Source organism: Winogradskya humida (assembly GCF_016862215.1).
In the GTDB taxonomy this organism is placed as follows: domain Bacteria; phylum Actinomycetota; class Actinomycetes; order Mycobacteriales; family Micromonosporaceae; genus Actinoplanes; species Actinoplanes humidus.
In genome coordinates, this window is record NZ_BOMN01000144.1 from 46,643 (window position 1) to 67,008 (window position 20,366).

At 71.7% G+C, this 20,366-nt stretch carries 17 protein-coding genes; 7 read left to right on the plus strand and 10 right to left on the minus strand.

All coding sequences use genetic code 11. The features are described 5' to 3' along the window. Positions 1 to 22: 22 nt before the first annotated feature. The 5 genes from Ahu01nite_RS47600 to Ahu01nite_RS47620 form a co-directional block, all read right to left on the minus strand. Positions 23 to 2,494, minus strand: coding sequence for a BTAD domain-containing putative transcriptional regulator (locus Ahu01nite_RS47600; protein WP_203843380.1), 2,472 nt, complete (start codon positions 2,492 to 2,494; stop codon positions 23 to 25). 213 nt (positions 2,495 to 2,707) lie between these two features. Beyond that, positions 2,708 to 3,364 (minus strand): response regulator, encoded by a 657-nt coding sequence (locus Ahu01nite_RS47605; RefSeq protein WP_203843381.1) that lies wholly within the window; start codon positions 3,362 to 3,364, stop codon positions 2,708 to 2,710. A 37-nt stretch (positions 3,365 to 3,401) separates the two neighbouring features. Beyond that, the gene (locus Ahu01nite_RS47610) at positions 3,402 to 4,562 is read right to left on the minus strand and encodes a sensor histidine kinase (protein ID WP_203843382.1); all 1,161 of its coding nucleotides are present in this window, start codon (positions 4,560 to 4,562) and stop codon (positions 3,402 to 3,404) included. A gap of 13 nt (positions 4,563 to 4,575) precedes the next feature. Continuing rightward, on the minus strand, positions 4,576 to 6,831 hold the full coding sequence (locus tag Ahu01nite_RS47615; protein WP_203843383.1) for an ABC transporter permease: 2,256 nt from the start codon (positions 6,829 to 6,831) through the stop codon (positions 4,576 to 4,578). Beyond that, positions 6,828 to 7,508 carry an ABC transporter ATP-binding protein gene (locus Ahu01nite_RS47620; protein ID WP_239159728.1) on the minus strand — a complete coding sequence of 227 codons (681 nt, stop codon included), beginning with the start codon at positions 7,506 to 7,508 and terminating at the stop codon, positions 6,828 to 6,830. Before Ahu01nite_RS47620 ends, Ahu01nite_RS47615 begins: the two co-directional genes overlap by 4 nt. Before the next feature lie 252 nt (positions 7,509 to 7,760). Between Ahu01nite_RS47620 and Ahu01nite_RS47625 the strand changes: the two genes are divergently transcribed. Then, the gene (locus Ahu01nite_RS47625) at positions 7,761 to 11,132 is read left to right on the plus strand and encodes an ATP-binding protein (protein ID WP_203843384.1); all 3,372 of its coding nucleotides are present in this window, start codon (positions 7,761 to 7,763) and stop codon (positions 11,130 to 11,132) included. A gap of 11 nt (positions 11,133 to 11,143) precedes the next feature. Beyond that, complete coding sequence (locus tag Ahu01nite_RS47630) at positions 11,144 to 12,307, plus strand: hypothetical protein (RefSeq protein ID WP_203843385.1); 1,164 nt, start codon at positions 11,144 to 11,146, stop codon at positions 12,305 to 12,307. A 7-nt stretch (positions 12,308 to 12,314) separates the two neighbouring features. Here Ahu01nite_RS47630 and Ahu01nite_RS47635 read toward each other — a convergent pair whose 3' ends face one another. Both Ahu01nite_RS47635 and Ahu01nite_RS51170 read right to left on the minus strand, forming a co-directional pair. Continuing rightward, a complete protein-coding gene (locus Ahu01nite_RS47635) occupies positions 12,315 to 13,352 on the minus strand; it encodes a glycoside hydrolase family 25 domain-containing protein (RefSeq protein ID WP_203843386.1) in 1,038 nt (345 codons plus the stop codon). An 80-nt stretch (positions 13,353 to 13,432) separates the two neighbouring features. Continuing rightward, on the minus strand, positions 13,433 to 13,690 hold the full coding sequence (locus Ahu01nite_RS51170; RefSeq protein ID WP_239159729.1) for a hypothetical protein: 258 nt from the start codon (positions 13,688 to 13,690) through the stop codon (positions 13,433 to 13,435). 290 nt (positions 13,691 to 13,980) lie between these two features. Between Ahu01nite_RS51170 and Ahu01nite_RS47645 the strand changes: the two genes are divergently transcribed. Further along, positions 13,981 to 15,375, plus strand: a complete 1,395-nt coding sequence (locus Ahu01nite_RS47645; protein WP_239159730.1) for an MFS transporter — start codon at positions 13,981 to 13,983, stop codon at positions 15,373 to 15,375. A 1-nt stretch (position 15,376) separates the two neighbouring features. Here the strand turns inward: Ahu01nite_RS47645 and Ahu01nite_RS47650 are convergent, their stop codons facing one another. From Ahu01nite_RS47650 to Ahu01nite_RS47660, 3 genes are all read right to left on the minus strand, one after another. Beyond that, complete coding sequence (locus tag Ahu01nite_RS47650) at positions 15,377 to 16,513, minus strand: Fic family protein (protein ID WP_203843388.1); 1,137 nt, start codon at positions 16,511 to 16,513, stop codon at positions 15,377 to 15,379. 26 nt (positions 16,514 to 16,539) lie between these two features. After that, positions 16,540 to 16,887, minus strand: a complete 348-nt coding sequence (locus Ahu01nite_RS47655) for a hypothetical protein (RefSeq protein WP_203843389.1) — start codon at positions 16,885 to 16,887, stop codon at positions 16,540 to 16,542. Positions 16,888 to 17,023: 136 nt separating this feature from the next. Next, positions 17,024 to 17,323, minus strand: coding sequence for a hypothetical protein (locus Ahu01nite_RS47660; protein WP_203843390.1), 300 nt, complete (start codon positions 17,321 to 17,323; stop codon positions 17,024 to 17,026). A gap of 137 nt (positions 17,324 to 17,460) precedes the next feature. Here Ahu01nite_RS47660 and Ahu01nite_RS47665 point away from each other — a divergent pair, with 137 nt between their 5' ends. From Ahu01nite_RS47665 to Ahu01nite_RS47680, 4 genes are all read left to right on the plus strand, one after another. Beyond that, positions 17,461 to 18,552: an NAD(P)-binding domain-containing protein gene (locus Ahu01nite_RS47665; protein ID WP_203843391.1), complete on the plus strand. Its 1,092-nt coding sequence runs from the start codon at positions 17,461 to 17,463 to the stop codon at positions 18,550 to 18,552. Continuing rightward, positions 18,549 to 19,733 (plus strand): LLM class flavin-dependent oxidoreductase, encoded by a 1,185-nt coding sequence (locus Ahu01nite_RS47670; protein WP_203843392.1) that lies wholly within the window; start codon positions 18,549 to 18,551, stop codon positions 19,731 to 19,733. The genes Ahu01nite_RS47665 and Ahu01nite_RS47670 overlap by 4 nt, the downstream gene beginning before the upstream one ends. Then, complete coding sequence (locus tag Ahu01nite_RS47675; protein ID WP_203843393.1) at positions 19,726 to 20,145, plus strand: hypothetical protein; 420 nt, start codon at positions 19,726 to 19,728, stop codon at positions 20,143 to 20,145. Before Ahu01nite_RS47670 ends, Ahu01nite_RS47675 begins: the two co-directional genes overlap by 8 nt. A gap of 29 nt (positions 20,146 to 20,174) precedes the next feature. Beyond that, the coding region (locus Ahu01nite_RS47680; protein ID WP_275411846.1) for a pyridoxal-phosphate dependent enzyme at positions 20,175 to 20,366 on the plus strand (192 nt) is incomplete at its 3' end.

A 20,366-nucleotide genomic window follows, 5' to 3' on the forward strand; every position in this document is an offset into this window, starting at 1 on the left:
TTCCACCGGGGAACGATCTAGGTCAATGCGCGGCGGGGCCGTCCGGGTCACGGGTGGGAACTGCCGCTCGCAACTGCCGGTCGCTCGCCGGCCTGCGGCGCACCCGGTGGGCGGTCAGCCTGCTACGGACCCGGGCTGCGTCCGGGTGACCGAGCCGGTCGAGTGCCGCGGCGGCCGCCCGCCACGCCGTGGCCGCTGCCTGCCGGCGCCCGGTCGCATGGTGGACGTCGCCGAGCTCGGCCCGCACGGTCGCCTCGGCGAGCAGGTCCCCGGCGGCGTGGTGCGACTCCAGCGACCGGGTCAGGCACCGCGCCGCCTCGGTGTGCTCACCCATCCGCCGGTGCACACCGCCGACGCCGGCCCACATGGCGGCCCGCCCCGCCGGATCGTCGAGCCCGTCGTTCAACTCCAGTGCCCGGCGGAAGTGGGCCAGCGCCGCGACGTGCCGCCCCAGCCGCACATGCGCCGAGCCCACACTGGCAAGCGCCCGCGCCTCGAACACCGCGCTCCCGGCCCGGCGGAAGAGCGCGAGCGCGGCGAGCGTCTGCCGCAACTCCTCCCCGGGCGGGCTGAGCGGCGCCGACGCGAGCAGCGTGTGCGCCTGCCCGGTCCGGTCCCCCAGGGCCAGGCTCAGCTGCGCGGCGCGGCGGAAATGGCCGGCGGCGTCGCTGTCCCGGCCGAGCCGCATGCAGGCCTCGCCCAGGTTGCGCAGCACGGTCGCCTGCCCCTCGTCGTCGTGCTGGCGGACGGCGGCGGCCAGCGCGGCCTGCTCGACGGCCAGCCATGACAACCAGTGGCCGCCGCGGTCCAGATGGTCGCGAAGCAGCCAGGCCAGCCTGCGGATATCCCCGTCGCGACCGTCGGCGACCGCCCGGCCGAGACCGGCGAGCAGGGCGTCGTGCTCGGCGGTGAACCAGGCGCGCGCATCCTCAGCGGTGTGCACCTCCTCGACGGCGGGCAGCGGGGGGCGGTGCGGGTCGAGGTGCCGGGCTGCCGCCAGGCCCGTTTGCAGATCGGGGTCGTGGCCGGTGTGCGCGGCAGTCAGCACCGTGCACAAGGGTGCGGAAGGCATGGTGGCGGCCCGGGCGGCGGCCGCGGCGACGACGAGCGGGGATCCGCCGCAGCCGGCGAGGAAACGGGACACGGCGTCGGCCTCGGCGGCGACCCGCTGCGAGCCGAGCCGCCGGACCAGGAGTTCATGGGCCTGCCCGGGCGTCAGGGGCCCGACCGTCACCTGGACGGCGGCCTCGGTGGCCAGCAGCTCCGGCAGCGGCTCCCGGCTGATGACCACGGTCCGGCAGCCCGCGCCGCCGGGCACCAGCGGGCGGACCTGCGCGGCGGAGCAGGCGTCGTCGAGCACCACCAGCACCTTGCGGTCGGCGAGCACGCTGCGGTAAAGCGCCGCGGGATCCGCCGGGATCAGCTCCCCGGGCACTCCCAGTGCACCGAGCACCGCCCGCTCCGGATGCTTCTGCAGACCCAGCACCACATATAGCTGACCATCCGGAAAGGACTCCCGGACCCGGTGCGCCCAGTCGAGCACGGCGGTGGACTTGCCGCTCCCCGCCGGCCCGGTCACCACGCACACCCCTGTCGCCGCGTCCAGCGCGGCGGTCAGCTCCGGCCTGGCCACGATCCCCTCGGGCACCCGGGGCAGCTGCGCGGGCGTCACCCAGGCCCGCAGCGGGTCACTGAGCTGCCGGTAGGCGGCGGCAAGGCGGTCACCCGGTGTGACGTCCAGCTCGGTGGCCAGCCGCCGGCTGATTGTTGCGTACGCCCGGAGCGCAGCCGCCCGGTCCCCGGCGCGACCGAGAGCGAGCATCAACTCGGCGTGCAGCGGTTCGTGCAGGGGCTCGGCGGCGGCGACCTCGGCGATCAGGTCACGATGCGCACCGGTGCCGTCCGCGCGGGCACAGGCGATGGCGGCGGCGACCCGGCGGCGCCCGAGATCCTTGGCGAGCGGGTCGCCGGACAGCTCCGCCGCGATCGGGCCACGCCAGCACCGGAGGGCTTCGGCGACGTCTCCGGCCTCGAGGAGGTCGATGAAGCGGGTGGCGTCCACGCTCCCCCGGTCGATGTGCAGCAGGCAGCCGTCCTCCTTGACATGCAGGGCCTCGGCGCCGAGTTGCCGGCTCAGCTCCCGCGCGCTTTCCACGTCCTTTCCGGGCGCTTCGTCAAACGGAAGGAATGCATTCGTGTGCAACGCGAGACGAGCGAGCATGCGGCGCGCTTCGGCGTTCTCCACCGTCACCCGCTGACCGCCGCGGGTGACGGTGAGAGGCCCGAGCACACCGACCCGCAGCACCGGCGGACCGAGCCCGGCGATCTCCTCGGCGGAGAGCTCCAGGGCGGCCGCGAGCTGCCGCAACGATCGCGGCCGCGGGGTGGTCACCCGATTGCTCTCCAGGTCGCGAACCATGCGGGCACTCAGCCCGCTGCGGCCCGCGAGTTGTTGCTGCGTAAGGCCCAACCTTTGCCGGTAGGCAAGGATCATATCGCCGACCCTGCCCACCGATGTCCCGCCCTGATCCCGCCATTGTCCGACCACTGCGGCCACCCCCGAGCGCCCCGTTTCGACGCCGACAATAGCGAAAGAAAAAGATCAACGTCACCCCGTTTTGCATTGACATTCGTCGAAGCAATGGCGGCTTCCCGTCGAGCGGCCGGGCACGGCCGGCCGGGCGCCTGCCCGCGGGGTCCTCATCGGTCATCCCCCGGGCCGCACCAGGCCCGACTCGTACGCGTAGACCACTGCCTGCACGCGGTCGCGCAGCCCGAGTTTTGCCAGGATCCGGCCGACGTGGGTCTTCACCGTCGCCTCGGCCACCTGCAGGCGGGTGCTGATCTCGGCGTTCGACAGCCCCTCCGCCACCAGGAGCATGACCTCGCGCTCGCGCTCGGTCAGGCCGGGCAGGTCCGCCGCCGCCGCGGTGCCGGCCATGAGGCGCCCGGCGAAGCGGTCCAGCATCCGGCGCGTGACCCGGGGTGCGACCACCGCATCACCGCCGGCCACCACACGGATCGCGGTCAGCAGCTCTTCCGGTGGCACGCTCTTGAGCAGGAAGCCGCTGGCCCCGGCCTGCAGGGCGGAGAACGCGTCGTCGTCGGTGTCGAACGTGGTCAGCGCCAGGACTCTCGGCAGCGGGCCGGCCGCGCAGATCTGCCTGGTCGCGGACACGCCGTCGAGCACGGGCATCCGCAGGTCCATCACGACGACGTCGGTGGGGGTCGTGCGCAGCAGCCGGAGTGCTTCGGCGCCGTCGCCCGCCTCGCCGACCACGGTCATGTCCTTCTGGTAGTCGAGGACCATCCGCAGACCTGCCCGGATGAGGTGCTGGTCGTCGACGAGCAGGATCCGGATCATGCGGGCACCGTCCGGTCCTGGATGAGGGCGATGCGGTTCATGCCGGCACCTTCCGGTCCGCGCTGAGGGGGATGCGGGCGTGGACCCGCCAGCCGCCGTCCGGGTCGGGACCGGCGTCGAAGCTGCCACCGTGCAGGGACACCCGTTCGCGCATGCCGATCAGCCCGTGCCCGCTGTAGTTCTCCATGTCGATGGTGGTGCCGGTGTCGGTCACGTCGATCTGGATGAAGTCCGGCCGGTTCTGCACCCGCACGGTCGCCGTCGGCGCCGGGCCGGCGTGTTTCAGGGTGTTCGTGAGCGACTCCTGCACGATCCGGTAGAACGCCAGCGCCACGGCGCTGGGGACCTCGGGCGGCGTACCGTCGATGATCAGCTCTGCGGTCAGGCCGGCGTCCCTGGCCCGCTGGACCACGGCTCCGATCTGGTCCAGCGCGACCGGATTGCGGTCGAACGGACCGTCACCCGCACCCCGGAGCAGCTCGACGAGTTGCCGGATCTCCTCCAGGGCGTCGCTGCCGGTCGCGCCGATCGTCCGTAACGCCTCGCGGGCGCGGGCGGGATCGTGGTCGAACGCGTACGCTGCCCCGTTCGCCTGCAGGACGATCACCGACAGGGAGTGGGCGACGATGTCGTGCAGTTCCCGGGCGATCTGCGTGCGTTCCTCGGCCACCGCGATCCGGGCCACATGGTCGCGTTCCCGTTCCGTGCTCCGGACACGTTCGCGGGTGAACCGCACGGTCAGCCCGGCCACCCCGATGACGGCGGCGAACCCGAGCATCGTCGCGGCGTTGTGCACGAGGTCACCGAGCCGGATCGGCTGCCATCCGGCGTCGGTGTTGGGGTGAGCCGACAGCAGCAGGCTCGCGAAGAGCAGCCCGCCGAGGCCGCCCGCGATCACGCCACGCCGGGTCGCCGCGTGCACGACGGCTGCGTACATGGCGATGCCCACCGTGAGCAGCAGCATGCCCTCGTGCAGTTTCGTCCCGTCGACCTCGACGCTCGCCGTCAGCACGGTCAGCACCATCACCGAGCCGAGCACGACGAGTGGACGGTGGCGCCGGGCCAGCAGCAGCAACCCGGCCAGCACGCCGAACAGCAGGCCGCCCAGCGGGGACCGGTGCCACCACCAGGTGGCCAGCGCGGCCACCGAGCCTGACACCAGGAGGTCGGCCGGGGAGATCCGGCGACGTGAGGACATGAATCGGAGCAGGTCATTCACTGCGCAACTCCTGGGTCCGAAGGAGGCGGAACAACAAGGGAAGGCTACCCGCGGTGACCGCCACGACCATCGCGGCGACCGTGGCGGTGATCCCGGTGATCACCGGCCAGTCGAGGTCGACGGGTCCGTGGGTGGCCGCGAGCAGCACCGCGGACAGGCTGCTGCCGACGATGACCGACAGGACCAGTCCGACCGTGGCCGGGATGGCGACCTGGTAGAGCACCGCGGCCGACAGCGTGCGCCGCGGGGTGCCGAAGGCGGCCAGGACGGCCAGCAGCCGGCGCCGTTCGCGCAGCTGCTCGGTGACGTTGACGAGCATGCTGGCGCCGATGAACAGCAGCAGCAGAACCGCGCAGGCCTGAGCGACCTGCCGCGCGCCGGCGAACTGGTTACCGACCCGGTCGTCGCCGAACAGTTGCAGGGGCGCCGCCGGATCCAGCCCGACCATGGTGTTGCGGACGTGTTCGATCGCGTCCGGGTCGGCGGGATCCAGCCGCAGCAGGTACGCGTCGACGGGCAGCCCGCCCCCGATCCCGAGCGCCGACGGCGTCGCCAGGAACGCCACGGGCCCCGCCTCGCTCGTGTACTGCTCGACAACCGGCAGCCCGGCACCCACCTCCCACCGCGCCAGCGGCTTCTTGTCGTCGGTGCCGTAGACCCCCACGCTCGCGCCGGGCTGCAGCACCGTGGTCTGGTACCACCCGGACATGGTGCCGGTGAAGCTGTCACCTTCCGTGCAGGACGGCAACGGCGCGTACTGACGCAGTGTGTCGCAGTCACCGACGCGTACGGTGACGCCTGGTTGATCGTCGCCGTCCGGGCGCAGCTCGGCGTAGCCGGACGTACGCACCTGCTGGACCCCCGGCGTGCCGGCGAGCGCCGCTTCCCAGCCGTTCCCGTCGGCGCCGTTGGTGTAGACAACCGCCTGGAAGTGATCGTCCGGCGGTTGCGCACCGTTGTTCGCCGCGACGGACGCCGCGAGGATCCCCTGGATGGCGATGATCCCGGCGACCGACACGGCGATGCCGGAGACGGACCGCACCGCGGTGTCGCTGTCCAGTTGCAGGCGCCGGACCCCCAACTGCCACGCGACACTGCCACCGCCGAGCCCCCGCACCACCGCCTGCACCAGCCAGGGCAGCAGCACCACGACACCGGCCAGCAACAGCACCACCCCGGCGGCGAGCTGCGCCTCCGACCCGGCCGGATCGTCGATCAGGGGATAGAGCAGCACCGCACCGACGGCCGGGGGGATCAGCCGCCACCAGATCCGGCGCCGCCGCGCCCCGCTCTGCCGCACCACGCCGAGCGGTTCGATGACAACCCGTCGCAACGCGGCAAGCGTCACCAGCACAGCCCCGACCGGCACGAGCACCACGATCAGGAGAAGCAGGACCGGGACAGGCCGCAGATCCGCCGGGTACGGGCTGAAGTCGACCGGCAGCAGACCTCCCACCACCCGGCGCAGCCCGAGGAACCCGAGCCCACCGGCCCCGAGCCCCAGCACCGCGCCGATCAGGGTGTCCCCGGCGGCGATGCGCCGGGTCATCGTGGCGTCCGCGCCCACGAGCCGGATCGCGGCGAGCTGACGTTCCCGGCTCTCACTCCCGAACCGCACGGCCGTCGTCACGAACACCAGCACCGGCAGCACCATGATCACCGACCCGATCACGACGAGCACCACGATCGCCGGGTCGGTCACCGGCGAGCCCCCGCCGCCGAACGACGTGATCCGCGCGGCCCCGTCGTCGCGGGTCAGCGTGCCGGAGCCCACGTAGAAGTAGACCTCGCCGGGCCCCGATAGCCCCTGCGGCCCGATGACGCCGGCCACCCTGGCGGACCACCGCTCGCCCAGCACCGCACCGCCGGGCCCGTCGAGGAGCGCGGCCAGGGCGGGTGACACGACCATCTCCCCCGCCGCGGGCACCCGGTCGACCCCGGGCGGGACCGGCGCGCGGTCACCCTCGGGTCGCAGGATCCTGCCCCGAACAGCCTCGTCACGGAACCGGGTCTGCGTGGTCAGTGCCAGCAGCGTGCCCGGCCCGGGCTGCTCGGCGGTGGCGCCCATCGCCCGGTCGGCCAGCCGCTGCTGACGGTTCGTGCTCGCCGTCGGGGCGGCCGCCATGAGCAGCAGCATCGCGACACCGAAACCGACCCCCGCCGCGATCAGGGTCAGCCGCAGCCAGCCGGAACGGCCCCCGGCGACGCTCAGCCGCACGCCAAGAGCCAGATCACCGGCGGCGCTCACCGCGCGCCCTGCCGTTCCACGGCGGCTCCGTCACGGAAGACGGCCTCCCGGTCGGCGAACGCGGCGATGCGCGTCTCGTGCGTGACCAGCACCACCGCGCTCCCCCGCTCCCGCGCGGCGGCGACGAGCAGGCCCATCACCTGCTCGCCATTGCGTGAGTCGAGCGCCCCGGTCGGCTCGTCAGCGAAGATCACCCGCGGACCGGTGACCAGCGCACGGGCCACCGCGACCCGTTGCCCCTGCCCGCCGGACACCTGCCCCGGACGCTTGCCGGCCACCTCGCTCACCCCCAGCCGGGCGAGCAGCTCGGCAGCCGGCCCCCGCGCCCTTGCCCGCCGCACCCCGCTCAGCCGCAGCGGCAACTCGACGTTCTCCTGGCAGGTGAGCTCCGGCACCAACTGACCGAACTGGAACACGAACCCGAACTCCCGGCGCCGCAGGGCACTGCGCTCGCGGTCCGTCAGGGTCGTCAGCTCCCGGCCGTCGTAGAGCACCCGCCCGGAATCCGGCGCGAGAATCCCGGAGAGGCAGTGCAGCAACGTCGACTTGCCGGACCCCGAGGGCCCGGTGAGTGCCAGCACCTCACCCGGGGAGACCCGCAACGACGCCCCGTTCAACGCCCGGGTGACACCGAACGACTTACTCAGATCTTCAGCGACGAGCAGAGCTGGCGACAAGGGACGCTCCAGGGCGGTCGGCGATCGAGGACGCCTACCACGTTAGGAACAGAACCGCCCGGGGGCGTCCGTATAAAAGATGGCTCTTCGTGTACGACCTGAGGCGTACACCCGCGCCCTGATACGACCAAAGGGCTACCTCCGGGGAGGCTGTCGAACACCTTTCCGGAGCCGGCGTGTCCAGTGCGCGACTCAAGCGATCTGAGGCCCCGGGCGATCGATAGAAAGGATCGACCAGGAAGCGGGGTGCTCATGCGGGTGAGGCTGCTCGGGCCGGTCGATGTGGTCGACGGCGGCCAGGTGCGGGACGTGAGCGGGTTGCGGCGCAAGGCGGTGCTGGCAACGCTGGCGTTGCACCGGGGCCGGGTCGTCAGCACCGAGCGGCTGATCGAGGTGGCCTGGGAGGGTTCCCCGCCCGCGACCGCGCTGAACAGCCTGCAGAGCACCGTCTCCCACCTTCGCGGCGTGCTGGGCGGCAGGGACAGCATCGTGGCGCGGGCACCGGGCTACGTGCTCGACCTCGACGCGGACGGCACCGATGTGGACGTCGCGGAGCGTCTCGTGGAACGGGCATCGCTCGACACCGACCACACCGGTCGCGCGGCCCTGCTGCGGGAGGCGCTGACGCTGTGGCGGGGCCGTCCCCTGGCGGATGTCGCCGGGCTGGCCTGGCTGGACGAGCAGGCCGCCCGGCTGGACCAGCTGCGGCTGCGGGCGACGCTGGCGCTGGCCGAGAGCCGGATGGCGGTGGGCGAGCAGGCCGAGGTCGTCCCCGTGCTGCACGAGCTGGCGGGCGACCACCCGCTCGACGAGCAGCTGCACGCCCAGCTGATGCTCGCGCTCTACCGGGCCGGGCGTCAGGCGGAGGCCCTCGCGGTGTTCGACCGGATCCGGGCCGTGCTCGCCGAGGAGCTCGGCATCGATCCGGGCCGGGCGCTACGGGGGCTGCACGCGGCGGTCCTGCGCCAGGATGCCCACCTCGCCGGGGCGACCGGTGTCCCGGACTCCCGCAGGGGGACGTTCGGCGAGCTTCGCCTGGGCGGCCCGGTCCTCATCGGACGGCACCCGGAGCTGGCCGCGCTGCGCGAGCGGATAGCCGCCGCCGGGCGTGGTGCGGGCGGCGTGGCCTTCGTCGTGGGGGAAGCGGGCCTGGGCAAGAGCCGGCTCGCGCTCGAGGCCGGCCGGCTGGCCGGCGCTGCCGGGTTGCGGGTGCTGCGCGGGCGGGCCGCCGCACCGCCGGTGCAGTTCCGTCCGCTGCACGAGGCGCTGCTGGGTCTGGTGCGCCACGACGAGCCGCCGCAGACCCGGGAGCTGGCGCCGTACCTTCCCGCGCTGGCCCGATTGGTGCCCGAATGGCGCGGGCACACCCGCACGGACGCCGACGATTCCCCCATCGTGCTGGCCGAGGCGCTGCTGCGGCTGCTCGTGCACGCCGGACGCCCGGCCGGCACGGTGCTGATCCTGGAGGACCTGCACGAGTCAGACCCGGACACCCTCGCCGTCCTCGACTACCTCGCCGACAACACCGCGGGCGAGCAGCTCCTGATCGTCAGCACGCTGCGGCCGGATCCGGGCGAGGCGCTCAAGCTGGCGAACACCGCCGCGCAGCGCCGGGCCGCGACCGTCATCGAGCTCCACCACCTGGACGGTGCGGCGGTGCGCGAGCTCGCCGGGTTGTGCCTGGGCGTGGGCGCGGAGCAGGTGCCGGAGGCGGTGCACGAGCGGCTGGCGGAGAGCTGCGACGGGGTGCCGCTGCACGTCGAGGAGTTGCTGGCGGGCATGGTGGGCGAGCGCTCTCTCGTCCGCGACGACGACGGCTGGACGGTGCGGCGCCGGCTGCCCACGGGCGTGCCGGAAACCCTCGCCGCCACCCTCACGGCACGCGCCGGGCGGCTCAGCCCGCGCACCCAGCGGCTCCTGCAGGCCGCCGCGCTGCTGGGGCGGCGTTTTCCGCCCGCCGCGGCCGGCGCGATCGCCGAGATGGACGAGATGGAGCTGCTCTCCAGCCTGCGCGAGGCGGTGGAGGCTCGGATCCTCGACGGCGGCGGGGAACAATTCCGGCACGCGCTGACCGCCGACGCCCTTCGGGAGCGGCTGCTGCCGATCGAGCGGGCCGCGCTGTCGCGTCGCGCCGCCGCCACGATCGGCGCGACCGAAGGCTGGGAGCCCCTGGTCGCCGAGCTGTGGCTGGCGGCCGGCGATCCGGATCGGGCGGCGGCGGCGTTCCTGACCGCGGCCGCCCGTGCCGCCGCCCAGGGCGCGATCGGCACGCGGATCACCCTGCTGGAGCGGGCGCTGTCACTGCATCCCTCGGCCTTCGACGTGATCACCGCTCTCATCGACGGGTACGCCGACACCGGGCGCATCGACGACGCGTACGCCCTGGCACTGCGGGTCCGCGACGCACCGGACCCCCGGCAGCGCGCCGCCGTGCACCTGCGGATGGCCCAGGTGGCAGCCGCCGCCGGGCTGTGGATCCGCGGGCTGCGGGACCTCGCGGAGGCGCGCCGGCTGATCGGGCGCCCCGCCGACCACGTCACCAATGCCCGCTTCGACCTGCTCGCCGCGCGGCTCACCTTCGGCAACCCGACGCCCCACCGCTACGCCGGTGCGCGCCGGCGGGCCGAACGGGCGCTGCGGTCCGCGCGGCTGGCCGGCGATCCCGATCTGATCTGCGGTGCCCTGGAGATGCTCGGCCGTTGTGCCCGGCTGGACGATCTCGCCGAGGCCGACCGCCTCTACGAGCGGGGGCTGGCCGTCGCGGAGGAGCACAACCTGGCCGGGCGGCGCATCGGGTTGCTCTACCACCTCGGCACCGACCACGGCATCCGGCACGGCGACCCGAGCCGGCTGGAGTCCGCGCTGGCGACGGCCACCGCGTCCGGGGCTGTCGTGAGTGCGCTGAACATCGAGATCGAGCTGTGCGTCGTGCGCATCTGCCGCGCCGAGTACGAAACGGCTTCCGCGGCGGCGGCACGGTGCGAGGAGACCGCGGGGCGGCTGCGACTGACCCACACCCGGCTGATCGCGCTGGGCGTACGCATCATGGCAGCGGCCCATCGAGCCGCGAATTCCGATGTGGACGAGCTGATGGACCGGTTCCGCGCGCTCGGCGGGGAGGAGGACGATTTCGCGACAGCCGTACGCGGATTCGGCCTCGCCCTGCATCATCTGCTGAACGAGAACCCCGCCGCGGCCCGCGCCGAACTCGACTGGGCCACCGCCCACGAGGCGTCGCGACCCGCGTCCTATCTGTCGTTCGTGCCCGGCCCCGAGCTGCTGACCGCCGTCCTCGACGGCACCGCCGGGCTCGAACGATGCGCGGCCCTGGCCCGCTCCGCACACGCCCAGGCCGGCTGGAACCAGCAGTTCCTGCTGCTCTCCCGGGCGGTGCTGCACGGGCGCGCCGGGCGGACCACCGAGGCCGACGCCGACGCGCGCCGCTTTTTCGACCTGTCCCGGCGCTACCCTCTCGCCCACCATCTCGGCCTGCGACTGGCCGCTCCGGAGGCCGCCACCCACGGGTGGGGCACGCCGCACGCCTGGACGCGCAGCGCGGCCACCTACTTCCGGGACACCGCACCCGCGGTCTCCCGGGCCTGTTCCGATCCGCTCGTTCTCTGAAAGGACTGCCCATGGGACGCTGGCTGACCGGCCTGCTCGCCCTGCCTCTCGCTGCCGGCCCCGCCGTCACGGCGACCCCCCAATGGGTCCTCGGACCCGACATGCCCACCCCGGCCGGCGCCCTCGGCTCGGAATGGCACGACATCAGCGCCACCGCCGCCACCGACGTCTGGGCGGTCGGCGGCGCCGACGACGCCCCGCTGACCGGCCACTTCGACGGCACGACGTGGACCGAGGTGCCCACCCCGGCCGTACCGGACGGCTTCACCTACGACCTGTCCGCCGTGGACGGAGCCGGCGTCGACGACGCCTGGACCGTCGGCACCGCCGACGAGCTCGGTCAGCACGACCAGCTGCTCGCCTGGCACTACGACGGCCGCTCGTGGTCGGCCCCGGCCGGGGCGGTCCCGCCCATCCCCGACAGCTCGCTCGCCGACGTCGACATGCTCACCCGCGACGACGGCTGGGCGGTCGGTCACTACTCCACCATCGCCACCCGCGGCCTGCGGCCCCTCGTCCTGCACTACACGGATGGCAAGTGGTCCCGCGTCATCAATCCGATCGGCGACGCCATCAGCGCCGACCTGACCGCCGTGCACGCCCTCGCCACGGACGACGTCTGGGCCGTCGGCACCCAGAGCCGCATCGGCGGGAAACAGGACACCATCGTCCTGCACTACGACGGCATCCGATGGCAGGAGATCACCACGCCGATCGTCAACCCCGTGGGCGAGAGCGCGACGTTGCTGGCCGTGGCCGCCATCTCCGGCAAGGACGTCTGGGCGGCCGGCAAGTCCTGCCTGACCCTCGCCGACGACAGCTGCCACGCCGTGGTCCTGCATCTGACCCCCACCGGCTGGACGATCGTACCCACCACCGGTCTCGCGACCGAGCTGACCGCCGTCCTGCCCCTCGCCCCCGGCGACGTCTGGATCATCGGCTACGCCAGCAGCAAGGCCGAGAACGAGTACGACCTCGCCGAGCACTGGGACGGCACCAGCTTCACCCGAGACCCCCAGCTACCGCTACCCGCGCCGGACTACACCATCCTCGACGGTGAGCCGGGCTCGGCGCTGGAGGCCGCGACCATCGTCCCCGGCACCGGCGCCATCTGGGCGGCCGGCTGGTACCGCAGCCCGTTGAAGGGAACGAGCCACATCATCCACCGCGGCTGATTCCCGCTCAGGCGGCCAGTTTGCGCAGCACGGTCAGGACGGCGTCCTGCAACTCCGCAGGGGTGATGTCGTCGCGGTCAGCGGGCAGGCCCGCGACAACCGCGGCGGCCACACCCGGCGCGAGTTCGCGCGCCAGGACCACCTCGTCGACGGTGTCCTTCGCCGCCAGCGCGCTGATCGCCGCCGCCAGGCTGTTGCCGAGCGCGGTCACCTGCGACTTCAAGGCGACCAGATCGGTACGCACGGCGCCCGCACTCGTCGCCGCGGTGTGCGCCTGGTTCCACAGGTCGTAGATGGCGAAGTTGGCCCGTACCGTCGGATTGGTCTTGGCGTCGGAGCGCCAGGCCGGATTGGTGATGATGTCATCGGTCCACTGCATGCTGTCGTCCTCCCAGCCCGGGGCGGCCAGCGCGACGAGCTCCGCCAGCGTGCCCCGGAAGGCGTTGGCGTCGCACGTCGTCTGGCCACCGATCGTGGCTCTGCTCGTGTATTGCAGAATGGCGGGTGTCTGCCCCGAATAGGCGCCCCAGCGCGTCGAGGTGTCACCCGGATACAGATTCTTGAAGCCGCCGTTTCCCTCCACATAGGAACTGGCCCACAGGGGAAACCCGAGATTCTTCAGCGATTCGCCGTAGACCCACTTGGGGCCGTACACAACGGGTCGCAGTTTGGGGCATTTCTCGGTGAGCCGGCGGCAGAACGCCTGGATCTCCGCACGGCTGGGGACCGTGCTCGCCCTGCCGCCCCATTTCTCGCAGTCGACCTGGAGCAGGAACGGCCGGTCGCGCCAGCCCTGGCAGACCGCGTCGAGCCGCGCGAGAAAGGCATCGGCGCGGGCGGCCGGCGTGCCGGGATACTGCACCCAGTACGCCCCGAGCAGAACCTTGCCGGGATCGAGCCCCCGGACACCCGCCCACCACGCACCGAGCTCGGCGTCGTTCGCGTCCCCGCCGGCCTTGTGCGTGATGAAGACGATCCCCTCGCCCACGGCCTTCCCGATGCCGGGCGCGTCGTAATGGGACATGTCCCAGCCGAAGATCGTCATCCGTTCCTCCCCCTGCCGCGCTGTCCCTTGAAGACTGGGGCAAGGTCCTGAAACGGCGCTGACGTGGCGCTGACGCCGGATCAGTGCCCGGCTTCGGCGGGGGTCGCGCCGTAGACGAGGCGCAGGATCGCGTCGGTGAGGGTCTCGATCAGTTCGTCCTCGTCGTAGGCGCCGGGATTGGCGTAGACGTCGGCGAACATGATGCCGCGCAGGTGGACGGCCATCTTGGCGATCAGGTCGGGCGAGCCGCCCACCGTCAGGCCGGCCCGGGCGTCGCGCTGGATGCGTTTGCTGAACAGCGTGCAGCCCTCGTCGACGAACCGGGCGCGGACGTGCATCACCTCGGGGCCCGGGTCGGGCGTGATGAAGGCCTCGCTCAGCCAGCGCCCGTCGACCTTCCATCTCGCCAGTCCCGCGGCCAGGCCGCGGCGCAGCTCGTCGCGGCCGAGACCCTCGGCGGCGAGCCATTCGGCGATCTCGACGTCGGCCTCCGCGAGCCGCTGGTCGACGAGCGCGGCGAGCAGGGCCTGCTTGGACTCGAAGTAGAAGTAGAAGCCCGAGCGGGCGATGCCGGCCGACCTTCAGAGCGCGACTGGCGCTACCCGTCGCTTCCTACGCGGTGCTGCTCGTGTCGGCGCTGCAGACCCTGGTCGTCCCGGTCGTCGCGAATATCCAGGCCGACCTGGGCGTCTCCACCAGCGCGGCCAGCTGGGTCGTGACCGCCAACCTGCTCGCCGCCGCGGTGTTCACCCCGATGCTCGGCCGCCTGGGTGATCTCTACGGCCGCCGCCCGGTGATGCTCGGCGTGCTGACCGTCGTCCTGCTCGGCTCGGTGCTCGCCGCCACCACCTCCAGCCTCCCGCTGCTGCTCGCCGGCCGGGTCGCCCAGGCCGCCAGCTTCGGCCTGTTCCCCCTGGCCATCGGCATGCTCCGCGAGGAACTCGACCCGAAGCGACTCACCGGCGCGATGGCCCTGGTCAGCGGCATGCTCTCGGTCGGCGCCGGCTTCGGCCTCGTCGTCACCGGCCTGCTGATGCGCCACGGCGGCGACTACCACCGCCTGTTCTGGCTGGCCACCGCCCTGACCGCGATCGGCATGGCCGGCGTGTGGCTGCTCCCCCGCCGCGCGGGTGCCGCCACGGGCAGCCTCGACTGGACCGGCGCCGCCCTGCTCGGGCTCGGCCTGGTGCTGCTGATCCTCCCCCTCGAAGAAGGCAACGGCTGGGGCTGGGGATCGGCCCGCGTGCTGGGCTCATTGGCCGGCGCGGTCGTCGTACTCACCGCTTTCGTCCTCTTCGAACGCCGCACCACCCACCCGCTGATCAGCACCCGGATGCTCACCCACCGCCCGCTCGTGGTGGCCAACGCGACCGGCCTGTTCCTCGGCTTCTCGATGTTCGCGGTGTTCCTGTCCGTCTCGGCCCTCGTCCAGACCCCGCACGACATCGCCGGCTACGGCTTCGGCGCCTCGATGCTCGCCGCCAGCCTGGTCTACCTGCTGCCCGGCACCGCGGGAGGCGTGATCTCCGCACCCCTCGGCGGCCGCCTGGTCGTCCGCTTCGGCGCGAAGTCAACCCTGGTGGTCGCGGCCGCGGTGGCCGGCGCCGGCTTCGCGATGCTCACCGTCCTGCACTCCGCGACCTGGGAGATCATCGTCGGAGCCCTCATGGTCAACACCGGAGTGACATTTGGGTACGCCGCCCTGCCCGCACTCCTTATCGCCCACGTCGACCCCGCCGAAACCGGCATCGCGAACAGCGTGAACTCGATCTCCCGCTCGATCGGCATGTCCCTCGGCACCGCCTTCGTGGTCACCATGGTCACCCGCAACCCGATCCCGGGCCCGGTCCCCCTGCCCCACGAGTCCCAGTTCGTCGCCGTCTTCGTGACCGGCGCGATCCTCGCGGCCATCGCCGCCGTCATGGTCGGCCTGGCACTGCCCCGCGCCCGCCGGCCAGAACTCACGGTCCCCGAAGTAGAGGCCGACGAGGTTCTCGGCGCGGCCGGCCTGGCCAGCCGCTGAATCACCCGTTCGCGTACGGGTCGCGGCCGGTCCCGCGCACTGCGGCGGCCGCGGCCCCGGCGACGTCCGTAGCGGCACCATCGAGCACGTAGACCCGGGTGGTCGCATTGCCGCGCGGCGCCAGCAGCCCGGCACGCGTCAACGCCTGGATGTCACGGATGGCCTGGTCCCGGCTCAGTCCTTCGTCCTGCTGATACGTCGTACGCCGGACCTCGCCGACCGCGGCGCCGTAGAGCGCGGAAACTACGCGCTCAGGAAGCCCCTTCTCCTCGGCCAGGCCCGCGAGGTCGTTCCACAGGCGCACGGTCCAGTCGTAACGCCTCTTCACGCGCTGCGCCTGCCGATGATGCGCGCCGAACACGAACCTGAGCCACGCGTGGGCGTCCCGCTCCGGCTGGAACGTGCCGTCCTGCGTGGACCGCAACGCCTCGTAGTACAGGACGGTGTTCGTCTGCTCGCCCAGCCACTCCTCGATCGAGGAGAACTCAGGAGCCAACTCCCCCACCCGGGCCAGCACCAACGTATGCAGCGCCCGCGCCGTGCGCCCGTTGCCGTCCCGCCAGGGATGGATGGCCACCAGGTTGAGATGAGCCATCGCAGCCCGCGCGTACGCCGGAGCATCGGGGTCGCCGTCCCGCAGCCATTCGACCAGCTCGCCCATGAGCCCGGGCACCAGGTCAGCGTCAGGCCCGGTGTATGCAGGCTCCAGCGGGTCATTGCTTGTCACGTAGATCCCACCGGCGCGGTAGCGTCCCGGCCACTTCGCGGGCTGATACTTCGTGATCATGAAGTGCAGTGCCGACAGGAGCATCTCCGAATAGTCGAAGAAGCCCATCGTCGGCGCCTGCTGCACGTAAGTCATCGCATCCCGATAACCGATGACCGCCTGCTGCGTCTCGTCGCCGGCTTCCGCGGACATCGGAGCGCGCTCCACCAGCGCCCGCGCGTCCGCACTGCTGATCGTGATGTTCTCGATCGTGTTGGAACCCTGGATCGCCGCCGCGAACAGGCTCCGCCGCAGCTGGCCCTCCCAGTGCGGCTTGGACCGCAGCTGCGTCTCAAGCTCGGCACGCATCTCACCCAGCTCACCCAGAACCCGAAGGTCCGCAGCATCAAGCGCCGGCATCGCGTACAGCATGCGCCAATGCTACAACGCCAGTAGCATCAACGTCGGGGCGGAGAGTGGTCGGGCTGGTAGTTCGCCACCAATGTGGCTATATAAGCGAGCGGATCGACCTCGGCGTTGAAATTCGGCGGGAGGTATTCGGTGACGGCTTCCACGGCGGGCAGGAACGGTCCGAACCTCTCACCCCAGCGCTGGAAGACGTCCGGGGCAACGCCGGCTTGCACGGCGGCCAACTCCGCGTCGCGCTCAGCCCAGATTCCCCACTCCCCCGACGCACCAGTCACTGCCACAACGTCACCGCTGAAGAGGAACGGCGCCCCACTACCGCCCGCCGGCGGTTCGAGCATGGCGCGTAGATATTCATCAACTCCCGCGTCCGTACTCATCGAGAACGCCGGCCACCCGCCATAGCGGCATTTCTGGGAACCGCGCCGACAGATCGAAGGTAGCCGACGCATACGCCCGGAGACGACGATCCCCGCTCTCGCTTCCCGTCAGCCACCCAATCTCATTTCAGGGGCCTCAGCCGCCCACGATGAACAGATAGCCGCTCAGCTCGCGCGCTTCGGTCGCCGCGCTCAGGACCTCTTCGACCTTGGCCCGTTGCGCGCCGGACAGAGAGTCCCCGGCCAGCAGTTCTTTGAGCTCAGGAATGAGCCGGTCGAGCTGGATGAAGTTGAACATGGCGTCCGCGTAGGGATCGACCACATCGAGCACCCGCGAGCCCGCAGCCCGCGCCACCTGCAGAAACGAGTTGGCGGCGTCGTCCGTGACCCGTCGTATGCGGTCATGGTTCTGATCTTCAACGTAGAACGTGAGCACTGCGACCTCGAGGGGAAGGGACGATGTCCGGAAAATACCATCAATCGCCCAGGGACGTGCTGCGCGACACTGTGACGGCGGGGCTGCGGTGGGGATAGCGTCGGGGGCAGCGATGTTGGCGGGACCGAGAGGCGCGCATGACCGGGCGACAGGCGACCGTGGTGGTCATCGGGGGTGGGCAGTCGGGGCTTGCGGCCGGTTATCACCTGAAGCGGCGCGGGTTTGTCAGTGCGTTGGTGGAGCCTGAGGGCGAGCGGACCTTCGTGGTGCTTGACGCCGCGCCCGCGGCGGGCGGGGCCTGGCAGAACCGGTGGGAGTCGCTGCGGATGGCGACCGTGAACGGGATCTTCGATCTGCCGGGGTTTCCGAAGCCGCCGCTCGATCCCGGGGAGCCCAGCCGGACCGCCGTGCCGCGCTACTTCGCGGACTTCGAGAAGACCACCGAGCTTCCGATCGTGCGTCCGGTGCAGGTTCTCCAGGTACGGCCGGGGCCCGGCGACTCCCTGACAGTCGACTCCGACCACGGGGAATGGTCGACGCGGGCGGTCATCAACGCGACGGGCACGTGGACCAATCCGGTGCTCCCCCCTTATCCGGGGCAGGAGACGTTCGCCGGGCTGCAGTTGCACACTCACGACTACGTGGCGGCCGAGCGCTTGAACGGGCGGCGCGTGGCCGTTGTCGGGGGTGGGATCTCGGCGGTCCAGTTACTCGAGGAGATCGCCCGGGTGGCGACGACGTTCTGGTACACGCGCCGGGAACCCGTTTTCCGTGACGACGAGTTCAACGCTGAGGCCGGCCGGGAGACCATCGCGAAAGTCGTCGCGGATGTCGAGGCGGGGCGGCCCACCGGCAGCGTCGTCTCCTACACCGGGCTGTTGTGGACGCCGTACGCCCTCGCTGCCAAGGAGCGTGGGGCGCTGGAACGGCGGCCGATGTTCACGGCGATCGAGGCCTATGGCGTACGCGAAGCAGATGGGTCTTTCACTTCGGTCGACGTCATTTTGTGGGCCACCGGGTTCAAGGCGGCCCTCGCGCACCTCGACCCGCTGGGGTTGCGGAACGACAGCGGCGGCATCCGGTTGATCGGCACGCAGGTGGCCGGCGAGCCGCGCGTACATCTCATCGGGTTCGGGCCGTCGCAGTCCACAGTGGGCGCCAACCGGGCCGGGCGGGAAGCCGTCAACGCCCTCGTCAAGTATTTCGACAGGAACCAGGTGAACGCGTGAGATTCCAGGTCCTCGACATCCTGCCCCACCTGACGAACCCGGTGACCGGGCGCGAGATCCGGCCCGACGAGCGCTTCGCCCAGGCCCTGTCGTCGGCGCGGCACGCCGAGGAGTTCGGCTATGACGCGGTCGCCCTGGGCGAGCGGCACGCGGGCGCGCTTCTTTCCAGCGGGGTGGGGGTGCTGCTGGGTGCGATCGCGGCGACCACCACACGGGTACGCCTGCAGACCGGCGTTTCCGTGCTCTCGATCCACGACCCGCTGCGGATCGCCGAGGACTACGCGACCGTCGACCAGCTCTCCCGTGGCCGCCTCGAACTCGTCATCGGCAAGGGCAACGAGCTGCGCCAGCTTCCGATGTTCGGCATCGGGAACGGCGACCAGTGGGACGCGTTGTCCGAGAAGTACGAGCTGCTGCGGCGCTTGTGGCGCGAGGAGAACGTCACGTGGGAGGGCCGGTTCCGGGGCGCGCTCAACGACGTGACCAGCCTGCCGCGGCCGTTCGCCGGTGCGCCCCGGGTCTGGCACGGTTCGGCGACCACGCTGACCTCGGCGGAGCTCGCCGCCAAGTGGGGTGACCCGCTGTTCTCCGCCAACGCGATCCAGCCGCGAGACAACTACACCGTCCTCATCGACCACTACCGCAATGAGTACGCAAACCACGGCCACGATCCCCGGTTTGCCTACGTGGCCGCGGGTGCCGGCTTCCTCTACCTCGCCGACACCACCCAGGAAGCACGCGAGGCGTTCGGCCCGACGTACGAGAAGATCGTCGCGTACTTCAACCAGCCCGGGAACCACACCCCCGGCAACGACATGACGTTCAAGAACATCGACGACGCCATCGCTCGCGGTCCGGTGCTGGTCGGCTCCCCGCAGCAGATCGCGGAAAAGATCCTCTGGTTCCACGAGGGGTTCGGGCATGACCTGCAGTCGTTCAGCCTCCCGACGATGATCCCGCACGAGCAGCAGCTCGACATGCTCGAACGGCTCGCGAGCGAGGTCATCCCGGTCGTACGCAAGGCCGCACCCACGACCCTGTGGGGTGAGGATGATCCGTACGGCACCCGCCCCGCCGTCCACGGCCGCTCCACCGCCGACGCGGCCGCCGAGATCGCGAAGACGAGTAGGGATACTCATGCCGGGGACGGCGGGGAGGACAAGACTCATCGGCATGACTGATCACGCGAGCCCGATGCGCGCCGACCTGACCGTTCCCGTTCGTACGCTCGGCTGGGCTGCCGGCCTTGCCGTCCTGTCGGGTGGCGCCTACTGGGCGCTGCTCGGCTGGGACACCCAGCGCGACCTCGACCCGGCGACCGGTTCGATCACCGGGCCCTGGTCGGCGTGGCAGGTGCTCGGGCTGGCCGCGGTGGTCGGCGGGCTGGCGTTCGCGGCGGGTCGTGCCCGGCGGGCCTGGCTGGCGACGTTCGTCATTCCCGCGGCGGTGACCGCGAGCTTCATCGTCTCCGCGTCGCAGGACCCCGACGGTGACGGCCTCTGGCCCATCGGCGCGGCCCTGGTGGCGCTCGGCACGGTCGCCGGGGTGGTGCTGGTGTCCTTCGTGACCCAGGCGCTGTCCCGGCTGCGTTAATTCCTATCTTTCTGATAGGCAACACCGGCATCGGGCTCGCGATGATCGCCGCGCAGCGCGGATACCGGACGAAGGTCGTCGTCTCGTACAAGAGCAGTGCGGAGAAGATCGCGACGCTCCGCGCGTACGGTGCGGAAGTGATTGTGACCGTGGGTGGTGTCACGCGTGACGATCCCCGGCATGTCTCCCAGATCGCCGCGCGGGTCGCGGCCCAGACGCCC

What these genes read in the sequence shown, in the direction of transcription:
- Ahu01nite_RS47600 (WP_203843380.1), bottom strand. Translation starts at nt 2,494, where the DNA reads ATGATCCTTGCCTACCGGCAAAGGTTGGGCCTTACGCAGCAACAACTC.
- Ahu01nite_RS47605 (WP_203843381.1), bottom strand. Translation starts at nt 3,364, where the DNA reads ATGATCCGGATCCTGCTCGTCGACGACCAGCACCTCATCCGGGCAGGT.
- Ahu01nite_RS47610 (WP_203843382.1), bottom strand. Translation starts at nt 4,562, where the DNA reads ATGTCCTCACGTCGCCGGATCTCCCCGGCCGACCTCCTGGTGTCAGGC.
- Ahu01nite_RS47625 (WP_203843384.1), top strand. Translation starts at nt 7,761, where the DNA reads ATGCGGGTGAGGCTGCTCGGGCCGGTCGATGTGGTCGACGGCGGCCAG.
- Ahu01nite_RS47630 (WP_203843385.1), top strand. Translation starts at nt 11,144, where the DNA reads ATGGGACGCTGGCTGACCGGCCTGCTCGCCCTGCCTCTCGCTGCCGGC.
- Ahu01nite_RS47635 (WP_203843386.1), bottom strand. Translation starts at nt 13,352, where the DNA reads ATGACGATCTTCGGCTGGGACATGTCCCATTACGACGCGCCCGGCATC.
- Ahu01nite_RS51170 (WP_239159729.1), bottom strand. Translation starts at nt 13,690, where the DNA reads ATGCACGTCCGCGCCCGGTTCGTCGACGAGGGCTGCACGCTGTTCAGC.
- Ahu01nite_RS47650 (WP_203843388.1), bottom strand. Translation starts at nt 16,513, where the DNA reads ATGCTGTACGCGATGCCGGCGCTTGATGCTGCGGACCTTCGGGTTCTG.
- Ahu01nite_RS47655 (WP_203843389.1), bottom strand. Translation starts at nt 16,887, where the DNA reads ATGAGTACGGACGCGGGAGTTGATGAATATCTACGCGCCATGCTCGAA.
- Ahu01nite_RS47665 (WP_203843391.1), top strand. Translation starts at nt 17,461, where the DNA reads ATGACCGGGCGACAGGCGACCGTGGTGGTCATCGGGGGTGGGCAGTCG.
- Ahu01nite_RS47675 (WP_203843393.1), top strand. Translation starts at nt 19,726, where the DNA reads ATGACTGATCACGCGAGCCCGATGCGCGCCGACCTGACCGTTCCCGTT.